Raw genomic sequence first — 13,575 nt, forward strand, 5'->3', positions numbered from 1 at the left:
GGAAACTGGCCGCTAATCCGAAAGGAGATCGCGCAGCCGCACCAGCATGTCCAGATCGAGCTGGAGATGCTGCGCGAAATTCTCCATCGCCAGACGCGCCGGACCCGGCGCCTCTTTCTTGGCGACGACACCTTGCTCCCATTCCTCCATCTCGGCACGCAGCGACACGATTCGCCGCTCGATGGCGGGCAGCGCCGCGTCCGGATCGTCGAGAAAGGTCATGCCGAGATAGAATGGTACCGGAAAGGGCCGGATCGGTTCCTCCCAGCAGGACAGGAGGAAGGATCGGAGCTCCGCTTCGCCATCCTTGGTGATCTCGTAAACGGCCCGCTGCCGAAGGCCGGATTGCTCCAGGGCCTTGATCCGCACCAACCCTTCGCCCTCCATCTTGCGAAGCGCGTGGTAGAGGGATCCCGGCAGGGCGCCGGCCCAGAGATCGACCCTGGCCTCCTTCATCACCCGCTGGATCTCGTAGCCATGCATCGGCGCGCGCTTCAGCAGGCCGAGCACGAGATGCCGAACGCTCAAGCCTCCTCCTTCCCCGCGGCCGGGCCGGCCGCGCCTGCCCCGACACCCTTACGGCGGAAAGCGAACAGGCAGGGCTGGCCGTCCCGCGCCAGCGTCGTAGGCCGTTCGAACGTGAATCCGTGCCGTGCGGGATCGACGGCGTCGCCCCAATTGCCGTCCTTGGCGCAAAAGGACGCGGCCAATTCGGGGGCGCCATAGCGGCGGAAGAAACCGTGGTAGAAGCAGCGGTTGATGCGGAAGACGAAGGCCTGGTCGTCATCTTCGACAATGTCATGGTCGAATGACCGGCCATAATAGCCGATCTGCTTGGTCCGGGAGATGTTGACCATCGTCCGGAACGGATCGCGCGAGACATAAGGCAGGAGCCGCATCACCAGCTCCGAATAGGCTTTGCCGGTCACCATGAACAGCGCCATCACCTCTTCCAGCGCCTGCGCCCGAAACTCGGGTACGTCCTGAAACACGCGATAGGCGGCGAGCATGTGCGCGCAGATGACGATGTGCGACGCCGAGGCTTTGTCGACAACCATGTCCTGACTGCCGTCGATCAGCGCCGCGGCCTGGTCGATCATGTCGGCTTCGATGCACTTCGCCTTGCGCGGCGCGCCTGTCCGCAGCCGCTTGCGGAGCCTCTTATAATATCCCCTCAGAAAGAGCCGATCGAGCAACCCGGCTTTCGCACTCATGGCCTTTCTCCTGAATAAGTTTGTTTAGTCAATTTTGACTATACCCTTATTCTGCGATTGGCAATTGGTGCCCCATCGATCCGCGCTTATGAGAAGCGCAGGCGCGTGCCGGGGAATGGCTTTTGTTGGAAAGGATGATGATGCACGACGGATCGGGAAACGGGCTCTATATCCAGACACCGATCGCGGAATCGCAGCCGCTGAACGCCCGTGCGGGCCGCCGCGTGCTGTTCAAGATGGAATGCCACCAGCCCTCCGGCTCGTTCAAGATGCGCGGCGTGTCGCACCTGATGTCGACCCATAAGGAGGCCGGGGTCACCCAATTCATCTCCTCCTCCGGCGGCAATGCGGGGCTGGCGGTGGCGCATTGCGCCGCACGTCTGGGTGTCTCCGCGACCGTCTTCGTGCCGGATACGACCTCGTTGCATGTGCGCGGTCTGCTCGCCGGCCTCGGCGCCGACGTCCGCGTCGCCGGCTCGGTCTGGAACGAGGCTGATGCGGCCGCCCGCGCATTGCGCGCCTCCTCCGATGCCATTTATGTCTCGCCTTTCGATGATCCTCTCCTGTGGGAAGGCCATTCGACGATGATCGACGAAGCGGCGGTGCAGATGGACCGGCCCGACGCCGTGATCGTCTCGGTCGGCGGCGGCGGCATGATGTGCGGCGTCCTCCAGGGCATGCATCGCAACGGCTGGGCGGACGTGCCGGTGGTCGCCGTCGAGACCGATGGAGCCGCCAGCTTCGCCGCCGCGGTCGCGGCCGGCCGGCCGGTGTCGATCGGGGCGATCACCTCGATTGCCAAGACGCTGGGTTCGCTCCAGGTGGCCGATGCCGCATTCGAATGGACCAAGCGCCACGACATACGTTCGGCCGTCCTGTCCGATCGCCAGGCGATTCAGGGCTGCCTTGCCTTCGCCGACGACCTCCACGTGCTGGTGGAACCCGCTTGCGGGGTCTCGGTCGCGCTTGCCGAACAGGGCCATCCGGCGCTCGGCGACGCCGGAACGGTCCTGGTGATTGCGTGCGGCGGATCCGCTGTCAGCGCCCGTCAGACCGGCGAATGGGCGCTGGCGGAAGCGACGGCATGAGCCGACGAAGCCGCGTCCGGCACGGCTTCCTGCTGTTCGTCCTGCCTTGGGCGGCATCCGCCGGCGCCGCCGAACGCCCAAGGGCCCGCGAGGCCGGCATCGAAATCGGCATATTGAAACCCGGACCGCTCAACGCAATCACCGATGTCGCGGGCGTCAGGATCGGCCATGTCACCCTTGTCGAAGGCACGTCCACGCGCACCGGAGTCACCGCCATCCTTCCCCATGGCGACAACCTCTATCAGGACAAGGTCCCGGCCGGCTTCGCGGTCGGGAACGGCTATGGCAAGTTCATGGGATCGACGCAGATCAGGGAATTGGGAGAAATCGAAAGCCCGATCCTGCTCACCAACACATTGTCGGTTCCCGAGGCGGCCGCGGCGGCCATCGAATGGACGCTCGACCGGGCGGGCAATGAAAAGGTACGTTCGGTCAATGCCGTCGTGGGCGAAACCAATGACGGAGGCCTCAACGACATACGCGCCCGCCGCGTCACCAAGGCGCACGGCCTGGCCGCCATCGCGGCCGCCCGCGAGGGCGAGGTGGCGGAAGGATCGGTCGGTGCCGGGACCGGAACGATCGCCTTCGGCTGGAAGGGCGGCATCGGCACCAGCTCCCGCCGGCTGCCGGCCAATCTCGGCGGCTTCACCACCGGCGTGCTGGTCCAGACCAATTATGGCGGAGTGCTCAGCGTCGACGGCGCACCCGTCGGCAAGGCGCTCGGCCGCTTTTTCCTCAAGGATGCGCTTTCGAGCAAGTCGGGCGACGGGTCCGTGATCGTCGTCATCGCCACCGACGCACCGGTTTCGGACCGCAATCTCGAACGGCTCGCCCGCCGCGCCTTCCTGGCTTTGGGCCGAACCGGATCGCCGATGACCAACGGCTCCGGCGATTATGCGGTCGCCTTTTCCACGGCAGCGAGTGTCCGCCGCACCCCGGCCCGCCGCAACGCCCCGTCCGGTGTCGAGGACCTGCCCAACGAATTGATCTCGCCTTTGTTCGAGGCGGTGGTAGAGGCGACCGAGGAGGCCGTCCTCAATTCCATGTTCGCCGCCGCTACGATGGAAGCCAACGGCATCCGCGTCGAGGCATTGCCGATCGACGAGGTGGTCCGGCTGCACCGGCAAGGGAGACCCAGATAATGACATTGACGATGTTCGACGCGTCCGTTCCCGTCTTCGTCAACGCGCTGACCAACATGCGCGACTGGCTGGCCAAGGCGGCGGCGGAAAAGGACGAGGCGGCGCTGATCGAAGCGCGGCTTGCGCCCGACATGCGCCCCCTTCCCGCTCAATATCAGATGGCGTCCGATACGGCCAAGAACGGTATCGCCCGCCTTTGCGGGATCGAGGCGCCGGCCATGGCCGACACCGAAGCGAGCTTCGCGGAGTTGCGCGATCGCTGCGACCGCACCATAGCCTTCATCCAGAGCGTTGATCCGTCGCAGCTCGACGGCAGCGACGAGCGCACCGTATCGCTGCGCTTTCCCAATGGCATGGGTTATGATTTCGTCGGGCGCGATTATCTGACACAATTCGCCCTCCCCAATTTCTTCTTCCACGTGACGACCGCCTACGCCATCTTGCGCGCGGCGGGCGTATCGGTCGGCAAGCCCGATTTCCTCCAGCATCTCGGCCCGCCCAACGCTCCCTGACAGGGCGCTTCCGACGCGGAATATGGCGGACACCTCCCGGTCTTCCCTGATCGATAGATCCCATCGGCATTTTGCCCGGAATCCGGTGCGTTGGCGTGACAGGCTTGGCGCATCGGAAATCCCCTGGACATTTGCATAGAGCCTGATCCGCGGCATCGGGTGGAAGCGCGATGCGCTTCCACCTCAAACGACCAGTCGCATACGACACTTTCGTGACAAGGATTTGCACCAGACTTTAACCGGCGTTGCGCGATGACCGCCATCGAGGTGGGGTGGACGTGACCATGAATTTGAAACTTGCGCAGGGCTTCGAAGAACGCCCGATGGACGCCCTGGGCTCTGCGGAAATTGCCTTTCAGCCGATCGTCGATTCCATATCCTTGCGGTGCCACGGCTTCGAAGCGCTCACCCGCCTCAAGCCCGACAGCCTCTACTCCGACATCTGCCATGTCATGGATGCGGCGTCGGCGACGGGGGAGTTGGCCCGTACGGAGCGCATGCTCCTCACCAAATCGATCAGCCGCTTCGCCGAGATAGACGGGGCCGGCGCGACGCGCCTGTTCTGCAACGTCGACAATCGTGTCTTCGACGATCCCGACATCAAACCCGGCAATATCGTCGAGCTTGCCGTGCAGAAGGGACTGACGCCCGCCAATCTGTGCATCGAATTGTCGGAGCGTCAGCCGCCCAAGTCGATCGACGCCCTGCGGCGGATCGTCGACATGTTCCTGCGCTTCAACGTCCGCATCGCGATCGACGATTTCGGCCGCGGCTTTTCCGGCATGGATATGCTGCTGCAGGTCAATCCGCATTATATCAAGATCGACCAGGCCTTCATAAGATCGCTCAACACCGACGCCCGCAAGCAGGCCATCGTCCACAAGGTGACGGGCCTGTCCCATTCCCTGGGTCTGCTCGTCGTGGCGGAGGGGGTGGAAACCGAAGCCGAACTGCGCAACGTGCGCGAGCTGGGCTGCGATCTCGTCCAAGGCTTCCTGATCGCCCGGCCCACGGTCGACCTCGGTCGGGTCAGGATGAATTATGAGGGGAAGGTCGCCTCCCGGCCGGCGCGCGGAATCTCGCCGATCATCCTCGACCTGATGGAGGAGGTTCAGCCTGTCTCGATCGGCGCTCCGCTCTCCGACGTGATCGACCGCTTCAAGGTCCGCGACGTCAGGAGCTTCCTGCCGGTCGTGGACGATCATGGTTATCTGCACGGCGCGGTCTACGAGGCCGATGTCGCTTCCTATTTATTCGGTGATTATGGGCCTTCCCTGCTCGCCAACAAGGGCATGAACCAGAGCGTCGGCCAGGTGATAAGACGCTGCCCGATCAGCGAAGCCCATGTCGGCCCGGAAACGCTTGTCGAAAGCTATGTTGTCTCGGCCGGCAATGAGGGCCTCGCCTTGACGGCGGAGGGGCGATATGTGGGATTTCTCAGCAACAATGCGATATTGAGGCTGGCCGCCGCGCGCGAAGTGGAGGCCGCACGGCAGCAGAATCCGCTGACCCAATTGCCCGGCAACATCTCTATCGGCGAGCATGTCGATGCCATCATCTCGGGGCGACAGACGGCCCTCCTCGCCTTTTTCGACTTCGACAATTTCAAGGCCTTCAACGATAAATATGGCTTCGCGGTCGGGGACCGGGCATTGCTCCTCTTCTCCGATCTGCTGAAGAGCTTCAGCCATGATCACGACGCGTTCATCGGCCATATCGGCGGGGACGATTTCTTCCTCAGCATCGATCGGCCGGATGACAGCCACGAACGTCAGATCGAAACCCTGTGCCGCAGGTTCGAGGCGGACGCCGCTAACCTCTACAGTCCGGAAGACCGTGTTGCCGGAGGGATCGTCGCCGACGATCGCTTCGGCGAGAAGAGGTTCTTTCCGCTGCTACGCACCTCCGCCATCCTCCTCCACGTTTCCCGCTCGGCCGCTTACGCCTCTTCAAGCGACATTTTCCGGGAACTGGCTCTGGGGAAGTCGCTCGCCAAGAAGAGCCCCAACGGCATCCACCGTATGAACGGGCGCTTCTTGTAGAAATCCTCGCGCCGGGTGGAGGTGCCGGCGCCTTATCGCACCGGGCTCGCCACCGTGACGGAGATGGCCGACGGATAGGCCGCATTATGGTAGACCGCGTGGGTCTGCGCCTTGAAATCGGCGGGGGACGCCTTGAGGACATTGTCCACATAGGTTTGCGGGTTGCGGTTGATCAGCGGAAACCAGCTGCTCTGAACCTGGACGCCGATCCGATGACCCTTCTTGAAGACGTGCGATGCCGAGTGGAGATCGATCCGGTAATCGAGCACCTTGTTGGGCGTGATCGGCCGCGGCTTTTCATAGCTTTCGCGGAAGCGGCCGCGGAACACATCATTGGCGATCATCCGCTGGCGTCCGCGCAGCTCGGCGGGAACGCTGTCGTCCGTCGGATAGATGTCGACCAGTTTCACCACCCAGTCGGCGTCCGATCCGGTCGTGCTGGCGAACAATTTTGCCACGATGTCTCCCGACAGCACGATATCCTCGGTCAGCGGTTCGGTCTGCCAGAACAGCACGTCGGGGCGTTTTGCGAAGGGAGCCTGATCGTCGGCGATCCAGGTGGACCAGGTCGATTCCTCGGAGAGGAAAGGCTTGATCGCGGCCCGTTCGCGATAGGGGACGGGATTGGCGGGATCGGAGACGAAGCGCGCTGCCGCCGCTTCGGCCGCCGACGGCGCCTCGAAGCTCAGCTTGCCGCCCGCGCGAAGATAGAGGTTGCGGGTCGTCACGCCCTCCTCCGGCGGCCAGCTCTTCAGCCGCTGCCATTGATTGCTGCCCGTCTGGAACACGAGGGCTTCGGGCTGGTTCAGCTGGCCCTGCCCCTTCAGCCAATAGCGGAACCAGGGAAGCTCGACATCCTTTCGGAACCAGGTGCCGGTCTCGGCCCCCAGCTGGAAGGGACCATATTCCAGTCCCTTGCCGCGCCAGCCGCCATGGTTCCAGGGTCCGACCACCAGATAATTGAGACCCTTCTCGTCGCCCTTTTCCTGATTCTCGTAGATCGTCATCGGGCCGTAGAAATCCTCCTGGTCGTACCAACCTGCGACGATCAGATTGGGGGTGCCCACCTTCTGCGGCATCATGCGCGAGGTGACGCTCTTCTTCCAGAATTCGTCATAATTGGGGTGGTTCACGAAATTCTGCCAGCTCGGCATGGTCCGGCCGAGCGCCTTCTTGTCGAGCGACGCCAGGTCCGTCTGCTTCAGATACCAGGTGAAGCCTTCCTCCTTGTCGAAGTCGAAGATCTTCATGGTACGCCCGTCCGTCTCCAACGCGGAGACCCAGGACCAGGCATAATCGAGCCGAAAGGCGCCATTGTGGAGGAAGTCGTCGCCCATCCACATATCTTCGGGAGAGGCCTGGGACGACACCGCCTTCAGCGCGGGATGCGGATTGATCGTCGCCATCGCCGCGGTCCAACCGCCATAGGAAACGCCGAACACGCCGACCTTGCCATTATTGTCGGGCAGGTTCTTCACCAGCCACTCGATGGAATCATAGGTGTCGGTGGATTCGTCGATGCCATCGGGCGTCGTCTTCGTCGTGCGCAAGGTCACATATTCGCCTTCCGAGCCGAAGCGGCCGCGAAGGTCCTGGAAGACGAAGATGAACTTGTCGGCAGCGAGGTCGCCATAGCTGCCGCCCGGGCCGAACGTGCGGTCCAGCCGCCCGACGCCATAGCCATAAGGGGAACGGCTCATCAGGATGGGCAATTTCTCGGTCACGCCCTTGGGCCGCCACACCTGTGCATGCAGCTTCACGCCGTCTCGCATCGGGATCATCACATCGTCGCCGACATAGCCGGCGGCCTCCATGTCCGGGGGCACCTGATCGGTGAGGTCCTGGACGGCCGCTTCCTGGGCAGGCGCCGCATAAGGCGCCATTGCGACAGCCATGAGGCCGAGCGCGGCAAGACGTATCGGCCGGAGAAACGGTAGCATATTCATGAATCGCGAACTCCCTTGCACCGAACAGGCCCAATCAGGATGCATTTGTCAACGCGGGATATCACCGGACCCGTATGGACATTCCGCGTCGCCTGGTCCTGTGGCAAGACCCGCGCAAGGCCCTTGATGCAACATACGCCCCGGGCGAAAAGGAGATCATGGCCTTTGATATCCTCGAACTCGGCACCGACGATGCCCACCGCCTCCAACAAATGCTGCCGATGTTCGGCGAAGCGTTCGACGATGCCGAAACCTACAGGGGCGCGTCGCGCGACTATCTGACCCGGCTGCTCGGCCGCGACACGTTCATCGCCATCGCCGCGATCGCCGGCGACGAAGTGGTCGGCGGCCTGGCGGCCTATGTGCTCGACAAGTTCGAACAGGAGCGGAGCGAGATCTATCTCTACGATCTGGCCGTCGCCGAGCCGCACCGCCGCTGCGGCATCGCCACCGCGCTGATCCACAAGCTGCAGCATATCGCCTCCCGGCGCGGCGCCTATGTCATCTTCGTCCAGGCCGACCATGGCGACGATCCCGCCATCGCCCTCTACACCAAGCTGGGCGGCCGCGAGGACGTACTCCACTTCGACATCGACCCGCTTAAATCAGGGACACTATATTAATTATTTTCCCGTCTCGGCCGTCCCCGCCTTCCCGGCCCGAGCGCCCGTCCGGTTTCCCCTTCGAGCCCAGCCAGGAAGGCCGCGTCTCCCCATGGCCGCCCCGTCCGCTGATGAAGCTCGATCGCAGCCGCGGCTTCGTCGGGAACGTCGCCCGCCTCCAGGCCCTGGCGCAGCATGGTCCGCCAGTTGCGATGCACGCCGGCCAGCGCCGCAAGGTCGGTCAGCCCGTCCGGCTTGCCGCCGACATGCGCCCGCGCCGAAGACCAGGGCCATGCCTCCGCCGATTTCGTCAGCCCTGCCCTCACCGGGTTGAGCTCGACATAACGGATCGCGATCATCAGATGCGCATCGTCCATCGGATAGGAGGCGAAACGTCCCTGGAAGAGATAGCCGGTCCAGTCATTGGCCAGATTGATCCGCCGCGCATAGCGCCTGTGCGCCTCGGCCAGTGCGCCACGCAATGCATCGGGCGCGGGCGGGACGAGGATGAGATGAACATGGTTGGGCATGAGGCACCAGGCGAGACATCTCACCCCCTCGCGCGCACAGGCCTCGGCCACGAGGCCCTTATAGGCGGCATAATCCTCTTCGCCGAAAAACACATCCTGGCGGCGGTTGCCGCGCTGGGTCACGTGGTGCGGGACATTGGGAACGACGATGCGTGCGATACGAGCCATGGCCAAAGCCTAAAGCCGCTCGATCCTCCTGTCAAAAATAGTATAGCGTCCCCGAATTAGGCCGCTTAATTCGGGGACGCTATACTATTTTCGCACTTGGCCCGGCGTAGCCGGTCAAATCCTGCGCCGGTCCGCGTTCAGGCTGGCGAAAGTCACGCCGAAGCAATGGGAAAAGCCTGCCCTGGAGGACATGTTGCGCTCTTTGATTCTTCCCGCTTTGATCGCGGTTGCGGCTCCAGCCGTGCTGGCCGCCCCCGACCAGGCCGCAGCCGTTCAAAACCTCGCACTCGGCGAGCGCCCGATCCGCCGCGCCGAGGTCGTCGCCTTCGTGAAGAAGCAATTCACCCGGATGGACACGAACCGCGATGGCTCCATCAGCCCGGGTGAATATCGGGCCTATCGCGCCACGCAGCCGGCCAAGGCGGATGCCGGCCTGGGCTATATCGGCCGGAGCTGGTTCGACAAATCGGACACGGACGGCGATGGCGGCATCAGCCCAGGCGAAGCCCAAGCGCGTCCGCTCCGCTTTTTCGACCTCGCCGATGTGGATGGCGACGGCGTCGCCACTATCCGCGAGCAATCGCTGGCAAGCCTCTTCATCGGTCGATAAATGTCTGGCGCCGCGTAATCTTTCATTACCTATTGGCCGCTATGAGTGCGCCATGGCCGCACTTGGGAAAGCCTTTGCCGGGAAGCTGGAACGTCGCGAGGCGGACGAGCGGCAATCGCCACGCTACCGGCTCATGCTGGGGGTCGAGGGCGCCCTGCCCGATGCCACCGCCGTGTCCGTCGTGGTGCACGACATTTCCGTCGACGGCCTGCTGATCGAGGTCGGCGCGACGATCGCTGTCGGCGCCGAAATCGCCATCTCCTTTCCCGCCATCGGGTCCTATATGGCCGAAGTCGTCCGCGTGGACGGCAGCAGGGTCGGCTGTGTCTTCCGCGGCAGCCTCGCCGCGGGAGCGCTGAAGACGCTGCTTGCGGTCGCGCCCATCGTATGGCTGCCGGACGGCGGCACCGTGGAGGATCGCGGCCTCGGCATGTCCCGCCGCGTTCATGAATTGCGCAAATCGCTTCGGCATTCGCCGCCGATGCGCCTGGCCCGCGCCATCGCCGGTAGCGCGATCATGCTCTGGCTCCTCTCGGCCGCAGGCGTAATCGTCTTCCTGCTCTTCTAGAGTGGTTTCAGCCGGCCTCGCCGCGCCCCTCGACCCAGGCCAAAGCCGCCGCGCGCCGTTCGGGCTCGAACACCTTGTAGCTGATGAATGGCAGAACCGCGCTTTCCACCCGCGTGCCCAACCTTATCCAGGCCTGGTCCGCAACCACCGCCACCCGGCCGAACCGATCGAGCTTGGCGAACAAGGGCATGGCCCGCGACATGTAATTGCCGAGGCCGTGGAGTTCGATCCCGTCTATCCCCTGCGTTTCCGCGAAGACGTGCACCCTGTCATGCGCTGCCATGGCGGCATCGAGCCGGTCCATCACGCGATCGAGATCCGCGCTTTCGATCTTTCCGGACATGCAAAAGGCAATGACTTCGTCGGTCGTGTCGATAAATTCCAGCATGTTGATCTCCTCGCCCGCCCCAACTCATATTGACGATCCTCCTGCCCGGGACGCCGTTTCCGACATTCCTCCGTCACCTCCCATTCACTATCGTGCCGGCATTCAGCACCTCATCCCCAAGGTTATTGTTCATTGCATCCGGCCTTCGATTCCTCTGTCCAGAACAATAGCGAAGGTCCCTTCATCCGCCGACGGGCAATCTCGCTTGCCCTCACGATTGCCGCCGAGATCCTGCTCATCCTGGCGCTGCTGACGCTGAATGGCCCTCCGGGCGAGCGTTCGCAATCCAGGGGACCGGTCCTGCTCGATCTCACTCCGGAGGCGGAAAAGGCGCCCCCCGCCAAGCCCAAGCAGGCGCCGGCAAAGCCGAAGACCCGGGAAATGCCGCCGGTCCCCGTCCCGCCGCCGCCGGTGAAGCCGCCGCCGATACCGAGCAAGAATCCCCTTCCCTATTTCATCCCCATGACCAAGGAGGAGCTTGCCGCCTCGGACATTTCGAAATTCCGGAATCCAGGCAAGGGACAAGGCGACCAGCAGGCCTCCGCGCCCGGGGATTCGGAAAAGGTCGGGACCGCACCCAATGGCGAGCCGATGTATGCCGCTCGATGGTATCGCGAGCCGACCGATGCGGAGCTGGGCGCCTATCTCCCCGCGCGCATGCCGCCCGGCGGAGGCTGGGGCATAATCGCCTGCAAGACGGTGAGCGGCTATCGCGTCGAGGATTGCGTCGAGCTCGCCAACTCGCCCCCCGGCAGCCATCTCGCCGGCGCGGTCCGCCAGGCCGCCTGGCAGTTCCGCGTCCGGCCGCCGCGGGTCGGCGGCAAGGAGCTTGTCGGCACCTGGGTCCGCATCCGGATCGACTATGGCACCACAGCCCCCGAATGATGCGAACGCCGCCACATAAGCGGATCGGTCAGCCGCCGCAGGCGCGCGCGCGCCCTCGCAAATAGGCCTGTTCGGGAACATTGCGGGTCAGCGTCGCCGCCCGCTCGAACTCGATTCTGGCTTCGGCCATCCTGCCGGCACGGAACAGAAAGTCGCCTCTGGCGGCCGGCAGGGGCGCATAGTTTCGAAGCGCCGCCGCATCGGCAATCTCATCGACCAGTCGGAGGCCAGCTTCGGGACCGAAGGCCATGGCATGCGCCACCGCCCGGTTGAGGTCGACCACCGGCGACGGCTTTGCCTGCCGCAAGCGGTCGTAAAGTGCGGCGATCCTCGGCCAATCCGTCGCCTCGGCCTTGCGGGCACGCGCGTGGCAGGCGGCCAACGCGGCCTGCAGCGCATAGGGGCCGTCGGCGCCGCCCAGCATTTCCGCCCGCTCCAGCGCAGCAAAACCGCGGCGGATCAGCATCTGATCCCAACGGGCGCGATTCTGCTCGGTCAGGGGGATGAAGGCGCCATCGGGTCCCATCCGCGCCGCAAGCCGCGACGCCTGTATCTCCATCAAGGCGAGCAAGCCGAATACCTCGGGTTCGCGCGGTGCGAGGCCGGCGAGGATGCGGCCGAGCCGCTGCGCCTCCCCGCACAGCGCAGGACGGACGAGATCCTCGCCCGCGGTCGCCGCATAGCCTTCGTTGAAGATGAGATAGACGACCTCAAGCACCGCCGCGAGCCGCTTGTCCCTTTCCTGGCCGCGCGGCACCTCGAAAATAAGGCCGGCCTTGCCGATCGCCTTCTTGGCCCTGACGATACGCTGCGCCACGGTTGGCTCGTTCGACAGAAAGGCACGGGCGATCTCATCGGTGGTGAGGCCGCCGACCAGGCGCAGGGTGAGCGCGGCCCGGGCCTCGGGCGAGAGGATCGGATGGCAGGCGGTGAAGATCAGGCCCAGCAGCTCGTCGCCAATATCGTCGTCCATGGCCGCTTCTATCCGCTCGACGCTCGCGTCGCCTGCGCCATCCAATTCGCGGGCGATCTCGCCATGCTTGCGGGCCAGCATCTTGTCGCGACGGAAACCGTCTATCGCCCTCCGCTTGGCCGCCGCCATCAGCCAGGCGCCGGGCTTGTCCGGAACGCCTGTTTTCGGCCATTCGGCAAGGGCGGTGAGGAGCGCGTCCTGCGCCAGTTCCTCGGCCCGGTCGACATCGCGGACCATCCGGGCCAGACCCGCGATGAGCCTGGCCCGTTCGATCCTGAAGACCGCCTCGATCGCCTTTTCGGTCTCGCTCGCCGCCACCCTTCAGCTGTTACGGGAGCGGCCCGGCGTCAGGCAAGGCCCGGGCGGCGACGCGAGCGAAGCGACAGGATCAGCGGCCCTCCATCTGCTGGCGGATACGCTCCTCGCGCTCCAGCACGTCCGGAGTCACGATGTCGCCGAAATCCTCCATCTGGTACATCGGGCGGATCTCGATCTCGCTGGGTCCGAACATCGGATTGGGGCATCTCTTCACCCATGCCACCGCTTCGTCCATATCCTTGACTTCCCACAGCCAATAGCCGGCGACCAGTTCCCGCGTTTCCGCAAACGGACCGTCGATCACCGTCCGGCTCGTCCCGTCGAAGGCGATTCTCTTGCCTTCCGAAGACGGCTTCAGTCCGTCGCCGCCGAGCATGATGCCGGCATTCACCAGTTCCTCATTATATTTCATCATCGCGTCGAGCAGCTCCGCCGGGGGCATCCGGCCGTTTTCGCTGTCTTCCGTCGCCTTCACAAAAACCATGACACGCATCGTTCATTCCCTTTCCAATGGCGGAAACCCGGTGGCTTCCCGACTTCATGACGAGCGAGCGCGACGGGAATCGACACGTTCCGGCAAATTTTTTCG

Annotated in this window: 14 protein-coding genes and 1 pseudogene; 8 read left to right on the forward strand and 7 right to left on the reverse strand. The window is 64.1% G+C overall.

What is annotated here, in order from left to right; translation table 11 throughout:
• Window positions 1–12: 12 nt before the first annotated feature.
• Together RQX22_RS17115 and RQX22_RS17120 are read right to left on the reverse strand one after the other, a co-directional pair.
• On the reverse strand, window positions 13–528 hold the full coding sequence (locus RQX22_RS17115) for a PadR family transcriptional regulator (protein WP_315728086.1): 516 nt from the start codon (window positions 526–528) through the stop codon (window positions 13–15).
• On the reverse strand, window positions 525–1,214 hold the full coding sequence (locus RQX22_RS17120; RefSeq protein ID WP_315728088.1) for an L-2-amino-thiazoline-4-carboxylic acid hydrolase: 690 nt from the start codon (window positions 1,212–1,214) through the stop codon (window positions 525–527). Before RQX22_RS17120 ends, RQX22_RS17115 begins: the two co-directional genes overlap by 4 nt.
• A gap of 134 nt (window positions 1,215–1,348) precedes the next feature.
• Here RQX22_RS17120 and RQX22_RS17125 point away from each other — a divergent pair, with 134 nt between their 5' ends.
• From RQX22_RS17125 to RQX22_RS17140, 4 genes are all read left to right on the forward strand, one after another.
• Entirely contained in the window at window positions 1,349–2,302 is a 954-nt protein-coding gene (locus RQX22_RS17125) for a pyridoxal-phosphate dependent enzyme (RefSeq protein WP_315728090.1), read from the forward strand.
• Window positions 2,299–3,444, forward strand: coding sequence for a DmpA family aminopeptidase (locus RQX22_RS17130; RefSeq protein ID WP_315728092.1), 1,146 nt, complete (start codon window positions 2,299–2,301; stop codon window positions 3,442–3,444). Before RQX22_RS17125 ends, RQX22_RS17130 begins: the two co-directional genes overlap by 4 nt.
• Window positions 3,444–3,956 (forward strand): DUF1993 domain-containing protein, encoded by a 513-nt coding sequence (locus RQX22_RS17135; RefSeq protein ID WP_315728094.1) that lies wholly within the window; start codon window positions 3,444–3,446, stop codon window positions 3,954–3,956. The genes RQX22_RS17130 and RQX22_RS17135 overlap by 1 nt, the downstream gene beginning before the upstream one ends.
• 284 nt (window positions 3,957–4,240) lie before the next feature.
• Window positions 4,241–5,998, forward strand: coding sequence for an EAL domain-containing protein (locus tag RQX22_RS17140; RefSeq protein ID WP_315728095.1), 1,758 nt, complete (start codon window positions 4,241–4,243; stop codon window positions 5,996–5,998).
• A 32-nt stretch (window positions 5,999–6,030) separates the two neighbouring features.
• Here the strand turns inward: RQX22_RS17140 and RQX22_RS17145 are convergent, their stop codons facing one another.
• Window positions 6,031–7,944 (reverse strand): CocE/NonD family hydrolase, encoded by a 1,914-nt coding sequence (locus tag RQX22_RS17145; RefSeq protein ID WP_315728097.1) that lies wholly within the window; start codon window positions 7,942–7,944, stop codon window positions 6,031–6,033.
• 158 nt (window positions 7,945–8,102) lie between these two features.
• On the opposite strand from RQX22_RS17145, the gene RQX22_RS17150 reads away from it, so the two are divergent.
• Complete coding sequence (locus RQX22_RS17150) at window positions 8,103–8,567, forward strand: AAC(3)-I family aminoglycoside N-acetyltransferase (RefSeq protein WP_315728099.1); 465 nt, start codon at window positions 8,103–8,105, stop codon at window positions 8,565–8,567.
• Here the strand turns inward: RQX22_RS17150 and RQX22_RS17155 are convergent.
• On the reverse strand, window positions 8,564–9,244 hold the full coding sequence (locus RQX22_RS17155; protein WP_315728100.1) for a transposase: 681 nt from the start codon (window positions 9,242–9,244) through the stop codon (window positions 8,564–8,566). The two genes, RQX22_RS17150 and RQX22_RS17155, sit on opposite strands and share 4 nt — an antisense overlap.
• 190 nt (window positions 9,245–9,434) lie before the next feature.
• Here RQX22_RS17155 and RQX22_RS17160 point away from each other — a divergent pair, with 190 nt between their 5' ends.
• Together RQX22_RS17160 and RQX22_RS17165 are read left to right on the forward strand one after the other, a co-directional pair.
• Entirely contained in the window at window positions 9,435–9,854 is a 420-nt protein-coding gene (locus RQX22_RS17160) for an EF-hand domain-containing protein (protein ID WP_315728101.1), read from the forward strand.
• 52 nt (window positions 9,855–9,906) lie between these two features.
• Window positions 9,907–10,422, forward strand: a complete 516-nt coding sequence (locus RQX22_RS17165) for a PilZ domain-containing protein (protein ID WP_315728103.1) — start codon at window positions 9,907–9,909, stop codon at window positions 10,420–10,422.
• Window positions 10,423–10,429: 7 nt separating this feature from the next.
• Here the strand turns inward: RQX22_RS17165 and RQX22_RS17170 are convergent, their stop codons facing one another.
• On the reverse strand, window positions 10,430–10,810 hold the full coding sequence (locus tag RQX22_RS17170) for a SpoIIAA family protein (RefSeq protein WP_315728104.1): 381 nt from the start codon (window positions 10,808–10,810) through the stop codon (window positions 10,430–10,432).
• Between the two features lie 132 nt (window positions 10,811–10,942).
• Here RQX22_RS17170 and RQX22_RS17175 point away from each other — a divergent pair, with 132 nt between their 5' ends.
• On the forward strand, window positions 10,943–11,695 hold the full coding sequence (locus tag RQX22_RS17175) for a hypothetical protein (RefSeq protein WP_315728106.1): 753 nt from the start codon (window positions 10,943–10,945) through the stop codon (window positions 11,693–11,695).
• Window positions 11,696–11,723: 28 nt separating this feature from the next.
• Here the strand turns inward: RQX22_RS17175 and RQX22_RS17180 are convergent, their stop codons facing one another.
• Window positions 11,724–12,986: an RNA polymerase sigma factor gene (locus tag RQX22_RS17180; RefSeq protein ID WP_315728107.1), complete on the reverse strand. Its 1,263-nt coding sequence runs from the start codon at window positions 12,984–12,986 to the stop codon at window positions 11,724–11,726.
• 142 nt (window positions 12,987–13,128) lie between these two features.
• Window positions 13,129–13,479, reverse strand: a pseudogene (locus tag RQX22_RS17185) (YciI family protein); the annotation flags it as partial.
• Window positions 13,480–13,575 lie beyond the last annotated feature (96 nt).

Origin of the sequence: Sphingosinicella rhizophila (genome assembly GCF_032378825.1) — a bacterium.
Classification (GTDB): Bacteria; Pseudomonadota; Alphaproteobacteria; order Sphingomonadales; family Sphingomonadaceae; genus Allosphingosinicella; species Allosphingosinicella rhizophila.